The sequence below is a fragment of the Rhodococcus sp. WB9 genome (assembly GCF_007558985.1).
In the GTDB taxonomy this organism is placed as follows: domain Bacteria; phylum Actinomycetota; class Actinomycetes; order Mycobacteriales; family Mycobacteriaceae; genus Rhodococcus_F; species Rhodococcus_F opacus.
Window position 1 is genome coordinate 115,624 of the sequence record NZ_CP041769.1, and the last position, 20,145, is coordinate 135,768.

General features: G+C 68.1%; 13 protein-coding genes. 10 read left to right on the forward strand and 3 right to left on the reverse strand.

Translation table 11 applies throughout. From position 1 onward, the window contains the following. Positions 1–39: 39 nt before the first annotated feature. Positions 40–4,176, reverse strand: coding sequence for a bifunctional nitrate reductase/sulfite reductase flavoprotein subunit alpha (locus tag FND50_RS00540; protein WP_144284394.1), 4,137 nt, complete (start codon positions 4,174–4,176; stop codon positions 40–42). 257 nt (positions 4,177–4,433) lie between these two features. Continuing rightward, the gene (locus tag FND50_RS00545; RefSeq protein WP_144284395.1) at positions 4,434–5,885 is read right to left on the reverse strand and encodes a CCA tRNA nucleotidyltransferase; all 1,452 of its coding nucleotides are present in this window, start codon (positions 5,883–5,885) and stop codon (positions 4,434–4,436) included. A 149-nt stretch (positions 5,886–6,034) separates the two neighbouring features. Here FND50_RS00545 and FND50_RS00550 point away from each other — a divergent pair, with 149 nt between their 5' ends. The 5 genes from FND50_RS00550 (at position 6,035) to FND50_RS00570 (ending at position 14,449) form a co-directional block, all read left to right on the forward strand. Next, on the forward strand, positions 6,035–6,610 hold the full coding sequence (locus tag FND50_RS00550) for an NUDIX hydrolase (protein WP_005572816.1): 576 nt from the start codon (positions 6,035–6,037) through the stop codon (positions 6,608–6,610). Positions 6,611–6,612: 2 nt separating this feature from the next. Further along, positions 6,613–9,003 carry a DUF6049 family protein gene (locus FND50_RS00555; protein ID WP_144284396.1) on the forward strand — a complete coding sequence of 797 codons (2,391 nt, stop codon included), beginning with the start codon at positions 6,613–6,615 and terminating at the stop codon, positions 9,001–9,003. Beyond that, entirely contained in the window at positions 9,000–12,995 is a 3,996-nt protein-coding gene (gene murJ / locus FND50_RS00560) for a murein biosynthesis integral membrane protein MurJ (RefSeq protein WP_144284397.1), read from the forward strand. The genes FND50_RS00555 and murJ overlap by 4 nt, the downstream gene beginning before the upstream one ends. Before the next feature lie 47 nt (positions 12,996–13,042). Beyond that, the gene (sigM, locus tag FND50_RS00565) at positions 13,043–13,624 is read left to right on the forward strand and encodes an RNA polymerase sigma factor SigM (protein WP_144284398.1); all 582 of its coding nucleotides are present in this window, start codon (positions 13,043–13,045) and stop codon (positions 13,622–13,624) included. 78 nt (positions 13,625–13,702) lie between these two features. Continuing rightward, the gene (locus FND50_RS00570) at positions 13,703–14,449 is read left to right on the forward strand and encodes a hypothetical protein (RefSeq protein WP_144284399.1); all 747 of its coding nucleotides are present in this window, start codon (positions 13,703–13,705) and stop codon (positions 14,447–14,449) included. Positions 14,450–14,452: 3 nt separating this feature from the next. On the opposite strand, the gene FND50_RS00575 is transcribed toward FND50_RS00570, so the two are convergent. Continuing rightward, entirely contained in the window at positions 14,453–15,025 is a 573-nt protein-coding gene (locus tag FND50_RS00575; protein ID WP_007301436.1) for a TetR/AcrR family transcriptional regulator, read from the reverse strand. An 89-nt stretch (positions 15,026–15,114) separates the two neighbouring features. Between FND50_RS00575 and FND50_RS00580 the strand changes: the two genes are divergently transcribed. From FND50_RS00580 to FND50_RS00600, 5 genes are all read left to right on the forward strand, one after another. After that, on the forward strand, positions 15,115–16,086 hold the full coding sequence (locus FND50_RS00580; RefSeq protein WP_144284400.1) for an NAD-dependent epimerase/dehydratase family protein: 972 nt from the start codon (positions 15,115–15,117) through the stop codon (positions 16,084–16,086). 36 nt (positions 16,087–16,122) lie between these two features. After that, positions 16,123–17,310 (forward strand): 4,4'-dithiodibutanoate disulfide reductase, encoded by a 1,188-nt coding sequence (nox, locus tag FND50_RS00585; protein WP_144284401.1) that lies wholly within the window; start codon positions 16,123–16,125, stop codon positions 17,308–17,310. Positions 17,311–17,421: 111 nt separating this feature from the next. Further along, on the forward strand, positions 17,422–18,405 hold the full coding sequence (trxB, locus tag FND50_RS00590; RefSeq protein WP_144284402.1) for a thioredoxin-disulfide reductase: 984 nt from the start codon (positions 17,422–17,424) through the stop codon (positions 18,403–18,405). A 46-nt stretch (positions 18,406–18,451) separates the two neighbouring features. Beyond that, on the forward strand, positions 18,452–18,775 hold the full coding sequence (gene trxA, locus FND50_RS00595) for a thioredoxin (protein ID WP_005249122.1): 324 nt from the start codon (positions 18,452–18,454) through the stop codon (positions 18,773–18,775). Positions 18,776–18,939: 164 nt separating this feature from the next. Then, positions 18,940–20,139 carry an N-acetylmuramoyl-L-alanine amidase gene (locus FND50_RS00600; protein ID WP_005263495.1) on the forward strand — a complete coding sequence of 400 codons (1,200 nt, stop codon included), beginning with the start codon at positions 18,940–18,942 and terminating at the stop codon, positions 20,137–20,139. Positions 20,140–20,145 lie beyond the last annotated feature (6 nt).

Here is a 20,145-nt window from a genome sequence, read left to right on the forward strand (position 1 = left end):
AATACGGACCGATCAAGTGCACCTTTCCGCAGATGCGGATCAGTACACGTCGCGCACGTACCGCTTGTCGGTCGCGAGTTGCTTCATGTACAGCTCGGCATCTTCCTCGTCCAGGCGCCCGTGGGTGCGGACGACCTCACGGATCGTCTCGTCCACGTCCTTCGCCATGCGGCTCGCGTCGCCGCACACGTACAGCGACGCACCCTCCTGCATCCAGCCCCAGAGCTTGGCGCCGTGCTCGCGAATGCGGTCCTGCACATAGATTTTCTGCCGCTGGTCCCGGGAGAACGCCGCATCGAGGTGGGTGAGAAATCCGTCGCGGTGCATAGCTTCCATCTCCTCGCGGTAGTAGAAGTCGGTAGCCTCGTGCTGCTCACCGAAGAACATCCAGTTCTTACCCGTGTGACCCAATTCGCGGCGTTCGTGCAGGAATCCGCGGAACGGAGCGATACCGGTGCCGGGACCGACCATGATCATCGGTGCGTCGGCAGCCTGCGGGGGACGGAAGTGCGCCGACTTCTGCACGAAGATCGGCACGTCGGCCTCGTCGCAGTGATCGGCGAGGAACGTCGAGCAGACCCCGGAGCGGTTCTTGCCCTCGTGGTTGTAGCGCACCGCGGAGACGGTCAGCTGCACCTCACCCGGGTCGACCTTGGGGCTCGACGAGATCGAGTACAACCGCGGCTGGAGGCGCTTGAGCACGCTCAGCCACTCGTCCGCGTCGGCCTCGACCCCGTACTCCGCCAGCACGTCCATCGACTGCCGTCCCCACAGCCACTGCTGGAGCGCGATCTTGTTCTGCGGGCGCAGCAGCCGCGCCAGCTCGGTGTCCTGGGTGCGGCTCTGCACGAACCGCAGCAGCTCGGGGGTCACCTTCGTGATCTCGAGCTTCGTGCGCAGCGCCTCGCGCAGCGTCATCTCCGGCAGGTCCGGCAACGTGACGGGCGTGTCCGGGATCGACCGGGTGACCTTCAGCCACTCGTCGACGACGGCGTCGCTGTTGGTCGGCCAGACACCGAGAGCGTCGCCCGCCTCGTAGGAGAACTCCGGATCGCTCACTTCGAAACCGAACTGCCGCACGTCCTTCGACGATCCGGCGGCGCTGAGCGGAATGTTCTTCGTCAGTCGCGTGACCAACGGCGTCTTCCGTGTGAACGTCGCCGCCTTCTTCGCTGCGGGCCGGGCCGGCGCGGGCGCGGACGCCACCACGGTCGCACCGTCGGCCGCCGCACGGTCCCGGACCAGCTTCTGGACCTGGATCAGCCACTGACGTGCCTGGTCCTCGTAGTCGGGTTCGCAGTCGACCCGCTCGGTGAGACGCTTCGCCTCCAGCTGCTCCAGCCGGGCGTCGATCCGCTTGCCGTGCCCGCAGAAGTCGTCGTAGTTGGAATCGCCGAAAGCCAGCACGGCATACCGGGTCTGCGACAGCTTCGGGGCCTCGTCGCTGCTGAGCGCGGACCAGAAGCTGCTGCCGTTGTCGGGGGCGTCGCCGTCCCCGAACGTGCTGGTGATGATCAGGAGGTCGCGGACGTCGGCCAGACCCGCGACGTCGTAGTCGTCCATGCTCATCAGGCGGGTGCCGTGGCCGGCCGCTTCGAGTTGTTCGGCACATTCGGCGGCGAACTCCTCGGCGTTGCCGGTCTGCGACGCCCACACCACCACCACCGGGTGCTGGACCGATTCAGTGTTCGCGTCCGGAACCACGGCACTCTGCGGAACGTCGGAACGGGAGAACAGCCCCGCCATCAGACCGTCCAGCCACACGCGCTTGGACCCGGAGATCGGTGCGCTTCGCGGAAGAACCGGAACTCCCCGGATCTCGGTGGACTGCAGCCCCGACAGCAGCCCGGCGAGGTACATGCGTTCGTGTTCGTCGAAAGTGGGGGAGGCGGAGTCGTCCAGGCCCAGGATGCGGCTCATCTCCGCGGCGGGCGAACCCTGCGCGAGGGTGAGCGCCCCGCCGGACTCCGGGACCTCCGGCGCCGCCACCGGGGCCACCCGGGTCAGGGAGACGGCGCACGCCTTGAACTCCGGCTGGAAGGACGTGGGATCGACGGCGTCGTTGGTGACGGCGTTGATGCTGAGGTACTCACCGAACGAGTCGTTCCAGTGGAACGGGGCGAAGCACCCGCCGGGGAGGACGCGGTCGCGGACGACGGCGGGAAGCACCGCGCGACCGCGCCGGGACGCCACCTCCACCTTGTCGCCGTCGGCGATCGAAAGCTTCTGCGCATCAGCCGGATTGATCTCGACGAACGGGCCGGAGTTCAGCTTGTTGAGCTTGGCCACCTTGCCCGTCTTCGTCATCGTGTGCCACTGGTGCTGCAGGCGACCGGTGTTGAGGACGAACGGGTAGTCGTCGTCGGGCATCTCGGCGGGCAGCATGTGCGGGCGCGGGAAGAAGGCGGCCTTGCCGCTCGCGGTGGCGAACGCGAGCCGGGGGAGTGAACCGTCGGGAGCGGACAGCAGGTTCTGGCTGACGCCGTCATTCACGTAGCGGAGGGGGTTGCGATCGGTGCGGTTGCCGGGCGGGCTCGGCCACTGCACCGGCGTCTCCCGCAGACGGTCGTAGGAGATGCCGCGAAGGTCGTAGCCGGTCTTCGGATTCCAGGTGCGCTTGATCTCCTCGAACACGTCCTCCGACGAGTCGTAGGTGAACGCGTCCGCGTATCCCATCTCGCTGGCGACCCGCGCGATGATCTGCCAGTCGGGCAGCGCCTGGCCGACCGGATCGACGGCCTGCTGCAACAGGGTGAGGTTGCGCTCGGAGTTGATCATCACCGAATCCGACTCCGCCCACAGCGCCCCCGGCAGCAGGATGTCGGCGTAACCGTTGGTCTCGGTGTCGAGGAAGACGTCCTGCGTGATCACGAGCTCGGCGGCCTCGAGACCCTCGATCACCGTCCGCCGGTTCGCCACGGTGGCAACGGGATTGGTGCAGATGATCCAGCAGGCCTTGATGTCACCCGCGACCATCCGCTCGAACATGTCGACGGTTCCGGTGCCGACCTCCGTGCGGATGCTGCCCTCCGGCAGCTCCCACAGATCCTCGATGAACGCCCGGTCGTCGGCGGCGAGCACCGACCGCTGCCCCGGCAGGCCGGGACCCATGTACCCCATCTCGCGGCCACCCATCGCGTTGGGCTGACCGGTGAGGGAGAACGGGCCGCTGCCCGGCCGGCAGATCGCACCGGTGGCCAGGTGCAGGTTGCAGATCGCGTTGGTGTTCCAGGTGCCGTGGGTGCTCTGGTTGAGGCCCATCGTCCAGCAGCTCATCCAGTTCTCGGCCTCCCCGATCCACTGGGCGGCCTGACGGATGTCGGATTCGGGGATGCCGGTGATGTCCGCGACCTTCTCGGGGGTGTACTCCTCGAGGAACTCCGGGATCACCTCCCAGCCCTCGGTGAACTCGGCGATGAACTCGGGATCGGTGTGCCCGTTCTTCACGAGCAGGTGCAGCAGACCGTTGAGCAGCGCGAGGTCGGTGCCCGGCGCGATCTGCATGAACAGGTTCGACTTGTCGGCGGTCGCGTTGCGACGCGGATCGACGACGATCAGCTTGGCCCCGGCCTTGACGCGGTCCATCATCCGCAGGAACAGGATCGGGTGACAATCCGCCATGTTCGCGCCGATCACGAAGAACACGTCGGCCGAGTCGAAGTCCTGATACGAGCCGGGCGGGCCGTCCGCGCCCAGCGACTGCTTGTAGCCGGTGCCGGCACTGGCCATGCACAGCCGCGAGTTGGACTCGATCTGGTTGGTGCCGACGAAGCCCTTCGCGAGCTTGGTGATCAGGTATTGCGCCTCGATGGACATCTGACCGGAGACGTAGAACGACAGGGCGTCCGGTCCGTGCTCGTCGAGTTGTTCCTTCAGCCGGCGCGCGGTCTCGCTGATGGCGGCGCCGACGTCGATCGAGGTGGGTGCCTCCCCGCGCTCGTCGCGGACGTATCCCGTTTCCATCCGGCCACCGGCCACCAGCATCTCGGCGCTCGTCGCACCCTTGGTGCACAGCCGCCCGAAGTTGGTGGGATGGTCCTTGTCGCCGGACGCCTTGAGCACGCGGCGCGCACCGGTCCCGGGATCGGTCCCGACCTCGAGCACCATGCCGCAGCCGACACCGCAGTACGAGCAGGCGGTCTTCACTGTGGAAGTCCCGGCTTTCTGCTGCTGCATCGACTAGCTCCTCACCTGCACGGTCGCCGCCTGTCCACCCGGCTCACGACCTGTATCAATGCTGCCGGGAACCGTGTTTCGTCGGGATTAACCCCCGTGAGCGTTCGGTGACGTCTCTCGCACCCGGGCGCGGGCACGGTGGTGATGTCGGCACGGCAGAATCACCAGATCATGTGACTGTCGTCACTTCAGGTGAGTGGCCGCCCGAAAGCGGAGTAAGGAGAAGGCGACGTCGACCCGAGCGGATCGGCGATCGGTCAGCCCTGCTGCGTGGCCCACCACGACAGCAGTTCGGCCTCGGCCTCGTCGCGGCTGAGCGGACCACGATCGAGCCGGAGCTCCTTCAGGTACTTCCACGCCCTCCCGACGTCGGGGCCGGCGGGAATGCCGAGCAACTCCATGATCGCGTTGCCGTCGAGGTCGGGGCGCACCCGTGCGAGGTCTTCCTGCTCGGCGAGCCGGGCGATCCGCTCCTCGATGTCGTCGTACGTCGCCTGCAGGGCGGCCGCCCGCCGCTTGTTGCGGGTGGTGCAATCGGCGCGGACCAGCTTGTGCAGCCGCGGCAGCAGCGGGCCGGCATCCGTCACGTACCGGCGCACGGCGGAATCGGTCCACTGACCCTTGCCGTAGCCGTGGAACCGCAGGTGGAGGAACACCAGCTGCGAGACGTCGTCGACCATCTGCTTCGAATACTTCAGCGCCCGCATCCGCTTGCGGACCATCTTCGCGCCGACCACCTCGTGGTGGTGGAAGCTCACGCCGCCGCCCGGCTCGTTGCGCTTCGTGTCCGGTTTACCGATGTCGTGCAGCAGCGCCGCCCACCGCAACACCAGGTCGGGGTCGCCGTCCTCGAGGTCGACGGCCTGCTTCAGCACGGTCAGCGAGTGCCAGTACACGTCCTTGTGCTGGTGGTGCTCGTCGATCTCGAGCTTCATCTGCGGCACCTCGGGCAGCACGAAGTCGGCGAGACCCGTCTCACACATCACGTTCATGCCGTCGATCGGGAATTCGCCGAGGATCAGCTTGTCGAGTTCGGCCCGCACGCGTTCGGCCGTGATCCGCTCGATCTGCGGCGCCATGTCGACGATGGCCTGATGCACGCGCTCGTGCAGGGTGAATCCCAGCTGGGACACGAACCGGGCGGCCCGCAACATGCGCAGCGGGTCGTCGTTGAAGGAGTTCTCCGGCGCCGACGGCGTGTCCAGCACCCCGGCCAGCAGCGCGTCCATGCCGCCCAGGGGGTCGACGAAGTCCTGCGAGCCGTCCGCACCGATCCGCACGGCCATCGCGTTGACCGTGAAATCGCGCCGCACCAGGTCGTCCTCGAGCTTCGTCCCGAACTGGACGACCGGATTGCGCGACACCCGGTCGTAGGCGTCCGCCCGATACGTCGTGATCTCGACCTGCTGACCCGCCTTGGCGGCGCTGATCGTCCCGAACTCGATGCCCGTGTCCCACTGGTTGTCGGCCCAACCGGACAGCAGTTTCTGCACCCGCTCCGGGTGAGCGTCGGTGGTGAAGTCGAGGTCGGTGCCGAGGCGGCCCAGGATCGCGTCCCGGACAGTACCCCCCACCAGGTACAACTCGTGACCGGCGGCAGCGAACCTCTCACCGAGCGGCGTCAGGACTTCGGACAGCTCGCGCAGCGTCACCGCGGCGCCGGCAAGCAGTCGCGTACGGCGCTCGTCGTCGAGAGAAGGGGCAGTCACGTCCAGGAAGCTTACCGAGGTGCGCAAATAGCGAGATACGCATGCACGCTGTCACCTCGCCGTTCGGTTCACCACAGGTGGGTCACGAAGCGTCTCGGTTCGGGTGCGGCGTTCCGGTGGAGACGCCAAAGCCAACTACTATCGATGGGGTGTCTGCTGCCGAACGTGCGAACAGGAGTCGCCGCAACTCGCGGCGGCGCGGCGCCGTCGGCAAACCCGCGAAACCCCACATGAGGACGGTTCGCGAAACCTCGGCGGGCGGGCTCGTCGTCAACGGTCTCGGCGGACCGCGGGAGAATCTGTGCGCCGCGCTGATCGGACGCACCGACCGACGCGGGCGGCTGCTGTGGTCGCTGCCCAAGGGACACATCGAACAGGGCGAGACCGCCGAACAGACCGCGATGCGTGAGGTCGAGGAAGAGACCGGCATCCAGGGCACCGTCCTCGCGTCGCTCGGCAGCATCGACTACTGGTTCGTCACCGAGGGCCGGCGGGTCCACAAGACCGTCCACCACTATCTGCTGAGATGCCTCGGTGGGGAACTGTCGGACGAAGACGTGGAAGTCACCGAGGTAGCGTGGGTGCCGCTCGCCGAGCTGGGATCACGCCTGGCCTACGCAGACGAACGGAAACTCGCAGAAATCGCCGGTGACTTGATCTCCAAGATGACTACCACCCCGACCGCCCCCGACCTGAAGCTCCAGAAGGGGCCAGACGCCGGATGAGGATGGCTTTGCGTCGGGTCGGTGCCGTGACGTTGACCGCACTCGCGGTCGTTCTGGCTCCCACCAGCACCGTGGTGGCGGCGGCCCAGGACCCCGTGCCGCCCGAGAGCGCCGGGACCCAGACGGTCGACGAGGACCCCGAGTTCCTCGAACTGCACATCGACAACGTCACGCCGTCCACGGTCACCACCACCAGCGACCCGTTCGTCACCGTCACGGGCTCGGTGAAGAACATCGGCGACCGCACGGTCCGCGACGTCAGCGTGCGACTGCAGCGCGCCCCCGCCGTCGCGAGCAGCGAGGGCCTCCGCACGTCCCTCACCCTCGATCAGTCGCGGTACGACACGGTCGGCATGTTCGACACGGTCGCGGGCCGCCTCGACGAGGGGCAGAGCAAGCAGTTCACGCTGTCGCTGCCACTACGGTCCGACACCGACATCTCTCTCGACATCACCGAACCCGGCGTGTACCCGCTGATGGTGAACGTGAACGGCACCCCCGAGTACGGCGGGGCCGCGCGCCTCGACGACGCCCGATTCCTGCTCCCCGTGTTCGGGGTCCCCGGCACTCCGGCTGTGCCCCCGGACATCTCCAGTCCCGTCGCCGTCACCATGCTCTGGCCGCTCGCCGACCGGCCCCGGCTCGCGGCGGGGGTGCCCGGTTCCGTCACCGAACCGGTCCGTCTCGTCGACGACGACCTCGCGTCCTCGCTCGCGGACGGCGGCCGGCTCGACGAACTGCTGGGCGCGGCGGAGTTCGCCACCCGGGAGAGCGTCGACCGTGACCACACCCTCCGGGACAGTCTGTGCCTGGCCGTCGACCCCGACCTGCTGATCACCGTCGAGAACATGACGCGCGGATATCTGGTGGTGGACGACCCGTCCGATCCCACCGGTTCCGCGCACGAAGGCACCGGTAAGGATGCCGCGTCGGCGTGGCTCGACCGCGCCCGGTCGCTGGCCGCGTCCATGTGCACCACGTCGGTTCCGTTCGCGCAGGCCGACCTGTCCGCGATCACCGAGGTCGCGAACCCGGACCTCACCGCGACCGCCATCGAAGCCCCCGCGGACATCGTCGACAACGTGCTGGGTGTCACGTCGCTGCGCAGTTTCGTGTGGAGCGACGCCGGCGTGCTGGACGACGCGACGGCGCAGATGCTGCGCAGAGACGAGGCGACCACCACGCTCGTGGCCGCCAACTCCGTCGACACGACGACACCCCGCGACAGCGCCCACGTCATCGAGGCGACTCCGCCCCCCGCCCCCGTTCCCGCGAACGGGGAGACGACCCCGGCGGCAACCGAGACGCCTGCGGCCACCGGAAGCGTCGACGCGCTGCTGTTCGATCCGTCCGTCGGGACGGCGCTCGCGGCCATGGGAACGACACCGCAGACCCCCTCGTACACCCCGAAGCGCGCCCGGTACGACCTCTCGGACGATTCCCGGACCGCCCGACTGCAGGACGCACTCGGTGCGGTGTCGTGGTCTGCCCTCGAACCCGATGCCGCACGCGCCGCAGGCACCCCCCGCTCGCTGATGGTGGTGCCGCCGCAGCTGTGGACGGCCGGCGCCGAGGACGCGAAGACGCTGCTGTCCACGGTGTCCTCGCTGATGCGCTCCGGGCTCGCGACCCCCCGCCCGTTGCCCACGCTGCTGGGACGTCAGCCCGGATCACCCGAGGTCGCGACGCTGGAGTACCCGGATCAGGCCGCCGAGGACGGCGTCCCCGCCCATATCCGCGACGCCGCCGCCACACAGACGCCCCGCATCGAGGCACTGAACACCGCACTGGTCGACGACCCGCAGGCCCCGCTCACCCCGGAACGCTTCACGGCACCGCTGCGCGAGGACCTGCTGCGCTCGATGAGCCTCGCGCATCGCCGCGACGACGAACGACGGTCCGCGGAAGAGGCGTCCGACACGCGCGCGGACGAGGTGGCCGAAACCATGGACGACCTGTTCGGGGCCGTCACCGTCGTGTCGCCGGGCGGTGTCTACACGCTGGCGTCGGAACAGAGCCCGCTGCTGCTGGTGGCCAGGAACGACCTGCCGGTCGGAATCACCGTCCGTCTCCAGGTGGACGCGCCGTCGGGGATGACCATCACCGACATCGGCCCCACCACGCTGCCCCCACGTGGCAGCCGCACCCTCACCGTTCCCACCGAAGCCAACGACTCCCGCAAGCTCGTTGTCACATTCTCTCTGACCACCGCCGATGGACAGCAACTGGGAGAGCCGACCAGCGTGACGGTACGGTCCAACGCGTACGGGCAGGCGTTGGCGATACTGACAGCATGCGCGGGTGCTCTGCTGCTGTTCCTCGCCGGCCGCCGGCTGTGGCATCGATTCCGCGGCCAGCCGGATCCAGCTGACGAAGGGTACGAACGTTCATGACCGGGAACTTGCCCAGTAGGGGCCAGAGGCTTCCCGATCGCTCCCATCCCCGGGTCGCGCCGTGGGAGCGGGACCACTGGGCTCGGGAAATCCGGCCGGACGAGGCGCCGACGGTCCAGTTCGCGGCCATCCGCGTCGACCCCTCGCCGCCTCCGGTCCGGGACTCCGGGCCGTCGACCGCGCCGCAGAAGCAGGGCAACTCCCGACTGCTGGCGTCCACCGGTTCGATCGCGGTGGCGACGCTCGTCAGCCGCATCACCGGATTCGCCAAGCAGCTCCTCGTCCTGACGCTGCTGGGTGGGTCGGTGGCCAGCTCGTTCACCGTCGCCAGCCAGATCCCGAACATGATCTCCGAGCTCGTGCTGGGAGCGGTGCTCACCGCGATCGTGGTGCCCGTCCTGGTGCGCGCCGAACGCGAGGACCCGGACCAGGGTGCCGCGTTCGTGCGACGCCTGTTCACCGCCACGTGCGTGCTGCTCGGAACTGCGGCGTTGCTGGCGACCGCGGCCGCGCCCGTGCTCACCACGCATGTCTTCCTGTCGGCCGACGGCAAGGTGAACACGTCCCTCACCACGGCTCTGTCCTATCTCCTCCTGCCCGCGATCCTGTTCTACGGACTGTCGGCGCTGCTCACGGCCATTCTCAACACCCGGCAGGTGTTCAAACCCGGTGCCTGGGCGCCGGTGCTGAACAACGTCGTGATGCTCACCGTGCTGGTGATCTACTACGCGACACCGGGGGAGATCACCCTCGATCCGGTGCGGATGAGCGACCCGAAACTGCTGGTCCTCGGTGTGGGCGTCACGCTCGGTGTCGTGGTGCAGGCGATGAGCCTGGTGCCTGCGATCCGGCGCGAGGGCATCTCGCTGAAACCGCTGTGGGGCCTCGACGACCGGCTCAAGCAGTTCGGCGGCATGGCCGTCGCGATCATCCTGTACGTGCTGATCAGCCAGGCGGGCATGATCGTCGCCACCCGCATCTCGTCACACGCGGACGCGTCGGGTCCCGCGATCTACAACAACGCGTGGCTCCTGCTGCAGCTGCCGTACGGCGTGCTCGGCGTGACGGTGCTGACCGCGATCATGCCGCGACTCAGCCGCAACGCTGCCGCCGACGACACCCCCGCCGTGGTCGACGATCTGTCCGTCGCCACCCGGCTGACGATGATCTCTCTCATCCCGATCATCACGTTCCTCACGTTCGCCGGCCCCGAGATCGGCCAGGCGCTCTACGGGTACGGCAACTTCGGGACCGGTGACGCCGAACGCCTCGGCCAGGCCGTCAGCTGGTCGGCCTTCACGCTCATTCCCTATTCCCTGGTGCTGATCCAGCTCCGCGTGTTCTATGCCCGCGAGCAGGCCTGGACCCCCACGTGGATCGTCCTGGGCATCACCGCGGTGAAGATCGCGCTGTCGGCGCTCACCCCGATGATCGCCTCCAGCGACGACCAGGTGGTCATCCTGCTCGGCGTGGCCAACGGCCTCGGCTACATCACCGGCGCGCTCGTCGGGGGCTGGCTGCTGCACCGCAGTCTCGGCAACCTGCAGATGGCGAACGTCGGCAAGACGGTGTGGGTGGTGGTGCTCGCGTCGATGGCGGGTGCGCTCGTCATGCTCGGCGCCGACCGCCTCCTCGGGCTCGACCGCCTCACCAGTCTGTTCGGCGGTCCGGGCTCGATGGTCCGGGTCATGATCAGCGGTGTCCTCATGCTCGTCGTCACCTTCGTGATCCTCTGGTTCGCGAAGATCCCCGAAATCGTGTCCATCACCGTCGCCGTCGCCCGCAAGGTTCGCGCCCTGCGCGGTCGCAGCGCCGCACCGGAACCGGAGGCCGACCCGCTCGCAGAAGCCGAAACAGAACTGATTCCCGTGGTCCGCGCCACACCGCACGACTTCGGGGGACAGCCGCGTGGTATCGAACGACCCGGTGGACTCCCGTACCCTGGACACGAGCGGGTCGGATCGCCGCCCGGTACTGGTCGGAGTTGGGCATTCGAGAATGAAGGAGTGAGGGTGAGCGACGACGACGTGGCCGGCAGCAAGAGAGCCGGAGGTTCTACGGTGCAAGCGTCCGAACGCGATTCGGCCGCCGCCCCCAACGGCCTCGACGCCCCGACCACCCGGATCTCGTCCGAGTCGGCCTCCACCGACGCCGCGAAGTCCGACAAGCAGGCCGGCACCGACGCACCGCAGAAGAAGGACGCGGCCACGTCCTCGGGCTCCGCAGACACTCCGAAAACGGGGCAGAGCAAGGAAACCGGCGATCCTGCGGATGCGCAGACGAAGGCTGCGCCGAAGACTCCCGCCGACGACGTAGGCGAATCGCCCAGAGACACACGTCACATGGGCGCGGCCCCGGCACGGGATCTCAGTTACGACACCGGCGTGATCCCGATCACACCGGCGCCCGGACGTGAGCACGGCGCAGGTCCTCGTCGTACTCCGCGAGGCCCCAAGCTCATTCCCGGCGCGTCCGTCGCGGGCGGTCGGTACCGCCTTCTGACACCGCACGGCGGTTCGCGGGGACTGCAGTTCTGGCAGGCGCTGGACGTCAAGCTCGACCGCGAGGTGGCTCTGACGTTCGTGGATGCCGAACAGCGCTCCACCTCGGCCGGTCCCGAAGGCCCGCAAGCCATTCTGTCGCGCACCCTGCGACTGGGCCGGATCAACTCGCCCGGACTCGCCCGTGTGCTCGACGTGGTCCGCGGTAGCTCCGGCGGCATCGTCGTCGCCGAGTGGACCCCGGGCCGCTCGCTGCGGGAGATGGCCGACACCAAGCCGTCTCCGATCGGCGCCGCCAGTGCCATCCGCGCGCTCGCCGCGGCCGCCGAGACCGCGCACCGCGCCGGCGGGGCACTGTCCATCGACCACCCCGACCGCGTCCGTATCAGCATCAACGGCGATGCCGTGCTGGCGTTCCCGGCCACGCTCGCCGACTCCGACTCGAGTTCCGACGTGCGCGGACTGGGGGCCATGCTCTACGCCCTCATCACCGCGCGCTGGCCGCTGGGCGACCCGTCCGCTCCCGCGGGGGACCCGTCGGGTTCGCACCGTCCGGGCACCGTCGGCGGTATGCGGCTGGCCGACCGCGACTCGAGCGGGCAGCCCATCGGACCGCGGGTGATCCGCCCTGAGGTCCCGTTCGAGATTTCCGCGGTGGCGCTGCGCTCACTCGAGCCGAACGGGGGAATCCGCACGGCGGCCACCGTGCAGCACATTCTCGACCAGGCGTCCGTCGTCAACGACAAGACCGAATTCATCCCCGTGCTGCGGCTCGGGCAGCGGGGCCCCGGCACGACCGGTCACGCTCTCGCCGACCCGGAAGCACTGGAGGCGGAGAAGAAGAAGTCCAACCGGATGATCGCGGCGCTCGTGGGCCTCGCGGTCGTCACGATCATCGTGCTGGCGCTGCTGGGCTTCTGGCTCGCGACGTTCCTCACGGGCAGTAGTTCCGACGCGCCGCTCACCGAACAGGACTTCGGGCTCACCACGTCGGCCGAGGCGCCGCCCAACCCCGAGTCGCCCGCCCCCGCGCCCGCCCCGGCGGCGAATGTCGCGCCGGTCAGCCCCTCGGGGGCGACGGTGTTCTCGCCGCAGGGCACCCCCGACTCCGCCGCGAACGCCCGGCTGGCGGTCGACGGCAACACGTCCACCGTGTGGAGCACCGACTCGTACTTCCAGCCGTTCCCCGCGCTGAAGAACGGTGTGGGCCTGATGGTCACGCTGGACGAGCCGGCGACACTGTCGAGCGTGTGGATCAACTCGCCGACACCGGGCACCAACGTCGAGATTCGCAGTGCCCCGTCGGAGAACCCGACCCTCGACCAGACGCAGGTGCTCGGCTCGAAGGTCCTCGGCAACGGTGTCACCGATATCCCGGTGAAGTCGGAGGGACCCACCAAGAACGTCCTGGTGTGGATCACCGGCCTGAGTAATTCCGGTGGCAAGAACCAATCGTCCATCGCCGACATCGGTTTCAACGCCGCGACGTAGTCGGCACCCGGTGCTCGCGGATCGGCGAACTGAGCTAACATCCGCCGGTGCGAATCTTCCGGGGGGATTCCGAGGGTGAGCCCTCGGACGTCGACCTGTTGGCTGCGCACGTCGCCGGCGATCGGCACGCATTCGAGACACTGCTCGGACGGCACTACGACCATCTGTGGCACGTCGCCAACCGCACCAGCTACACCACCGAGGACGCGGCGGACGCCCTGCAGGAGGCGCTGCTGTCCGCGCACCGCAACGCGGGCTCGTTCCGCCGGGACGCCGCGGTCCGGAGCTGGCTGCACACGATCGTGGTCAACGCCTGCCTCGACCGCATCCGCCGGAACAAGGCTCGTCCTGCGGTGTCCCTGTCCGCCGACGAGGACGACGAACCGCGCGATACCCGCGACTACGTTTCCGAGGTGGAGCTCAGCCTGGTGGTCGAGCGCGCACTGGCACAGCTCCCGCCGGATCAGCGGACCGCGATCGTGGCCGTCGACCTCGAGGGCCGTTCGACGAGTGAGGCGGCCGCGCTTCTCGGGGTTCCGGAAGGCACCGTGAAGAGCCGCTGCGCCCGCGGCCGGAAGAAGCTGGCCGCCTCTCTCGAATATTTTCGGGTGGAGGGGAACCGATTATGACTCCGGGGCGTCAAAACCTAGTGGGAGCGGGAAACTGTCCTGACGTCCCGGACCACGATGAACCGGCGAGGAGGTGCCATGGCCGACCGTGAACCCGAACCGTCCGATGGCGCGCTGCCCGCACCGCCGTACTCCGAGGACCTGCTGGCCGATCTCCACGCCGGGGTGTTGCCGGAGTCGGTCAGCGATCGCCTGTGGCCGCTCGTCCGGAACGACCCGCAGGCCATGGACGTGATCGACGCACTCGACCGGGTCACCGATCAGCTGGGCGCGCTCGGACGTGATCATTCGGTCTCGACCCCGATTCCCGCCGACGTCGCCGACCGCATCAACCGCGCTCTCGCTGCGGAACGGGACACACCTGCCGAGGCCACCGTGGTGCCGCTCGCCCGGCGACGGAAGTGGGCTGCGGCGGCCGCGGGGACCTTCGCGGCGGCGGCAGCGGTCGTGGTGGCCGTCGCGGTCGTCATGCCGGACAGCCGGGAATCCGAGCTGGCCGTTGCCCTGCCCAGTTCCGAAACCTCACCGGCATCGGCCGTTCTCGATCTGGGCACCGATCTCGATTCCGGACGCCTCCTCACCGTGATCGGTTCGCGGCAGCTCGGACCACTCGGGGATCCCGCGCAACTCGCAGAATGCCTGCGCGCCAACGGCATCGAACCGTCCCGCCCCCTTCTGGGGTCCAGTGAGGTTCGCCTCGACGGTGTTCCCGGGGTACTGCTACTGGTGGCTGCGCCGCGTCCGCCGCAGATCACGGCCCTGGTGGTGGGCCGCGAGTGCGGCGCGGGAGATCCGGCGACGATCGCTGTCACCGAGATCGGTTGATTCTCAGGATTTTTCCCGCTCCGAACGGGCGACCGGCATGAGCAGCTCGAGGATCTTCGCGCGCAGTTCCGGAGTGTCGTCCTCGACGGCGATCAGGCTCGTGAACAGTGCGGCGCCGGCGGCGAGGACGAGTACGGCCGTCGCGGTGCTGGACTCACCCGGGCCCTCCTCGCGCTCGAACAGCTGAGTACTCGGCCCGCTGAACCCCCGCCAGAGAGCGGTGCGGAGATCGTCGTGGTCCCGGATCGCGGCTAGCAGACCCGGCGTGGCCGCTCGCACCTCCGGTCGTGAGAACAATTCGGCGCTGCCGGTCACCACCCAGCGGACCCAGCCTTCGCGATCGGTGCCCTCGAACGGTGTCAGGTCGGGTGTCGCGCCGAGGATGGCGTCGAGAACGAGGTGTGCCTTCGACGGCCACCGCCTGGTGATGGACGCCCTGCTCACCCCGGAGCGGGTCGCGATGGCCCGCATGCTGAGTTGTTCCCAGCCCGATTCCACGAGCATCGCCCGGGTGACCGCGAGGACGTCGGTGTCGATCCGCGGGTCGCGGGGGCGGCCCGTTCCAGTTGCATTCATTGGTTCGAATTGTGGGACAGAAGTGCCTTCCGCGCTATATCGTACCTATTACGAGACCAGTGGCACCGTAATTCGAACAGGGCGGACACATGAAGATCGCGGTCACCGGCGGCACCGGATACGTCGGCGCCCACACCACGGTGGCGCTCCTCGCCGCCGGCCACACGGTTCGACTGCTGGTGCTGCCCGCCGAATCTCCCGACGCACTGCTGGCGGCAGCGGGGAACGACGCCGCGCGGATCGAGCAGGTGGTCGGCGACATCCGCGACACCCAGGCCGTCGGACGCCTCCTCGAGGACTGCGACGCGCTCCTCCACGCCGCCGGGGTAGTGGGCACCGACGATCGTCGCGAACAACTGATGTGGGAAATCAACACGCAGGCCACCGCCGCGATCCTCACCCGGGCGGCGTTCCTCGGACTCGACCCCATCATCCACGTCGCAAGCTTCAGTGCCCTGTTTCCGTCGCCCGACGCCGTCATCGGACCGGACAGTCCGACGGCGTCGGGCCGCAGCGCGTACGGCCGCACCAAGGCCGCCGCCGACCGCATCGCCCGCGCGCTCCAGGACGCGGGCGCCCCCGTGGTCATCACCTACCCGACGAGCGTCATCGGTCCCGGGCTCGGATCCACGCAGGGCGTCACCGAACAGGGATGGGGCGCGATCGTCGGCGGCGGGGTGGCGCCCCGATTCGACGGCGGCATGCAGATGATCGACGTCCGCGACGTGGCCGCGGTCCACGCCGCCGCGATGCACCCCGGCCGCGGTCCCCGGCGATACGTCTGTGGCGGTGAACTCGTCGAGTTCAACCAGCTCATCGACGTCCTCGAACACTCCTCGGGCCGTCGGCTCCGGCGCATCCCGCTGTCGGGCAGCACTTTTCGCACGATCGGGCGGATCGCCGACGTGATCGGCAAGTTCACACCCCTCAGCGCCGGGCTCAGTTACGAGGCCGCCTGGCTGCTCACCTCCGCGACCCCGACCGACGACTCGCGAACCCGCGACGAGCTCGGGCTCACGTGGCGACCTGCCCGCGCGGCGCTGGCCGCGACCTTCTCCTGAACGCCCTCACACCCCCACCCCCGAAGGCAGACCACCATGACCGTTCCACCACCACACCCCGCCATCTGGGAGCCGGCCCGCCTCGGACCCCTGACGCTGCGCAACCGCATCGTGAAGGCAGCCACGTTCGAGGGCGTCATGCCGCGCGGCCGGGTCACCGACTCGCTCGTCGACTTCCATGCCGAGGTCGCTCGCGGCGGTGCCGCACTGACGACCGTCGCGTACTGCGCCGTCTCACCCGGCGGACGCGTCCACGCGAACACCCTCGTGCTCGACCGTGCCCACGTCCCCGATCTGCGCCGGCTCACCGACGCCGTCCACGCCGAAGGGGGGTTGGCCGCGGCGCAGATCGGTCATGCCGGTCTCGTCGCGAACACGCTGTCCAACCGCACCAAGACCCTCGCGCCGTCCACGCGGCTCAGCCCGCCCGCCATGGGTCTGGTGAAGGGTGCCACGCGGGAAGAACTCGACCAGGTCACCCGCGACTTCGAGGACGCGGCCCGCAATGCCGTCGAGGCCGGATTCGACGCAATCGAGGTCCACCTCGGCCACAACTACCTTCTCAGCTCGTTCATGAGTCCCAACCTCAACAAGCGCACCGACGAGTACGGGGGCAGCCTTGAGCGGCGGGCGGCGTTCCCCCGGCGGGTGATCGAGAGAGTGCGCCACGCTGTCGGCGACTCGGTGGCCGTCACGGCCAAATTCAACATGACGGACGGTGTTCCGAAAGGGCTGTGGCTCGACGACAGTCTCCGCATCGCACAGCTCCTCGAAGCCGACGGGCACCTCGACGCACTGCAGCTCACCGGCGGCAGCTCGTTGCTCAACGGGATGTACTTCTTCCGCGGCGAGGTTCCGATGGCGGAATTCGTTGCCTCACAGCCCAAGCTGGTGGGCTGGGGCCTGAAGGTCTACGGGCCGCGCATCTTTCCGACCTACCCGTTCGAGGAAGCCTTCTTCCTCCCGATGGCCCGGCAGTTCCGCGAGGCCCTGTCGATGCCGTTGATCCTCCTCGGCGGCGTCAACAGGCTGGACACCATCGAGAACGCACTCGGCGAAGGGTTCGGGTTCGTCGCGATGGCGCGCGCCCTGCTCCGCGACCCGGACCTCGTCAACAAGTTCCGCGACCGGCACGTGCCCGAGGGACTCTGCATCCACTGCAACAAATGCATGCCCACCATCTACACGGGCACCCGCTGCGTCATCCGGGAGACTCTGCGCTGATCAGGGCGCCTGCGAGGGGAGCGACCGGTATCACCTGCAGTCGGGGAACAACACCCTTTAGTCTTGTGTTGATCCATACGACTGAGCACCCCTCACTACTGGAAGGCCCGCATGACCACTCCATCGACGGTTCATGAACTCATCATCGTTGGTTCGGGACCTGCCGGATACACCGCTGCCGTCTACGCGGCGCGGGCGGAACTCGAACCGCTGCAGTTCGAGGGGACCCAGTTCGGTGGTGCCCTCATGACCACCACCGAGGTCGAGAACTTCCCCGGATTCCGTGAGGGAATCATGGGCCCCGACCTGATGGACCAGATGCGCGAGCAGGCCAAGCGCTTCGGCACCGACATCCGCACCGAGGACGTCGAGGAACTCGACCTCACCGGCCCGATCAAGAAGGTCGTCGTGAACGGCGAGACCTACCAGGCGCACGCAGTCGTGCTGGCAATGGGCGCCGCAGCCCGTTACCTGGGGATTCCCGGTGAAGAGAAGTTGCTCGGCCGCGGCGTCAGCGCCTGCGCCACGTGCGACGGATTCTTCTTCAAGGATCAGGACATCGTCGTGGTCGGCGGCGGCGACTCCGCCATGGAGGAGGCCACCTTCCTCACCCGCTTCGCCCGCAGCGTCACCGTGGTGCACCGCCGCGAGGAGTTCCGCGCGTCCCGCATCATGCTCGAGCGCGCCAAGGCGAACGCGAAGATCCGGTTCGTGACCAACGCCGAACCCGTCGAGGTCCTCGGCGAGGGCAGGGTCACCGGCCTCGTGATCCGCGACACCGTCACCGGTGAGCAGAGCACTCTCGACGTCACCGGCATGTTCGTCGCCATCGGCCACGACCCGCGCAGCGAACTCGTCAAAGGCCAGGTCGACCTCGACGACGCCGGCTACGTGCGGGTGGCCTCGCCCTCGACGGCCACCTCCCGCGGCGGCGTCTTCGCCGCCGGCGACCTGGTCGATCACATCTACCAGCAGGCGATCACCGCCGCGGGCACCGGATGTTCCGCGGCCATGGATGCCGAGCGCTGGCTCGCAGAGCGCGGCGACATCACGGCCAACACCGTCGCCGCCGCCGGCTCGCCGGTCGACGCCTGAGCTCACCACAAACACCCACCGACCACCTCGAGTAAGGGAAATCCCCGTGTCGAATACCGTCACCATCACCGATGATTCGTTCCAGCAGGACGTCATTTCCAGCGACAAGCCCGTCCTCGTCGACTTCTGGGCCACCTGGTGCGGCCCGTGCAAGATGATCGCCCCCGTCCTGGAGGAGATCGCCGGTGAGCACAGCGACAAGCTGACCATTGCGAAGCTCGACATCGACGCCAACCCGGGCGCTGCCCGCGACTTCCAGGTCATGTCGATCCCCACGCTGATCCTGTTCAAGGACGGCAAGCCGATCAACACGATCGTCGGCACCAAGGGCAAGGCTGCGCTGCTGAAAGAGCTCGCCGACGTTCTCTGATCGACACCCGAACACCCGGCGCGATTCCCGATTTTGTGGGAATCTCTGAGACAATCGATCGATGTGCTCCAGTCGCATCAGCTAGACCGACCGGAACACATCGATCGTTTGTTTGTACCGAGACTCGTAAGTACTCGTTGATTCGGACTGAGAGGCCCTGAAACATGCACCGACTCCGTCACGGCGACCATGGTCCGGCCGTCGCTGAGATTCGGGGCACTCTGGCCGGTCTCGGTTTCCTGCACAACGGAGTCGCCGACACCCGGCGCGAGGGCACCAACGGTTCGCACTGGATCGCTCCCGACGCCGTGTTCGATCATCACCTGGACAGCGCCGTACGGGCCTTCCAGCAGCAGCGTGGGCTTCTCGTCGACGGAATCGTGGGTCCTGCCACCTACCGGTCCATGAAAGAGGCGTCGTACCGCCTGGGCGCGCGCACGCTGATCTACCAGCTGTCCGCACCGCTATACGGCGACGACGTCGCAACCCTGCAGACCCGCCTGCAGGATCTCGGCTTCTACGTCGGACGCGTCGACGGCTTCTTCGGCCCGCAGACCCACGACTCGCTGTCCTCGTTCCAGCGGGAGATCGGGATCGCCGCCGACGGCATCTGCGGTCCGGCTACCCTGCGGTCGCTCGAGTTGCTCGGCACCCGCGTCACCGGTGGTTCACCGCATGCGATGAGCGAAGAAGAAATGGTTCGCAGCTCCGGACCCCAGCTGAGCGGCAAGCGGATCGTCATCGATCCGGGCCTCGGCGGCGACACCTACGGCACCATCGTGCGGTCCCCGTACGGCACGATCTCGGAGTCCGACATCCTGTGGGACCTCGCCAGCCGCCTCGAGGGCCGCATGGCCGCGACGGGCATGGAAACGTTCCTGTCCCGCCCGCACCACGCGAACCCCACAGACATCGAACGCGCATCCACGTCGAACGCCTTCGACGCCGACCTGATGATCTCGTTGCGCTGCGATGGCAACACCAGCCCGTCCGCCAACGGTGTCGCGAGCTTCCACTTCGGCAACTCGCACGGTTCGACGTCGATGATCGGTCAGGTTCTCACCGGATTCATCCAGCGGGAGATCGTGGCCCGCACGCCTTTGCAGGACTGCCGGACCCACGGCCGCACCTGGGACCTGCTTCGTCTGACGAACATGCCGACCGTGCAGATCGACCTCGGGTACCTCACCAATGATCTCGATGCCGCGGTGCTCTCCAACCCGCGGGCACGCGACGCCATCGCCGAAGCGATCCTCATCTCCGTGAAGCGTCTGTACCTGCTCGGTCAGGACGATCAGCCGACCGGAACGTTCACGTTCGCCGAGTTGCTCGCCGAAGAGCTGTCTTCTTCCGAACGTTCCTGACTTCTC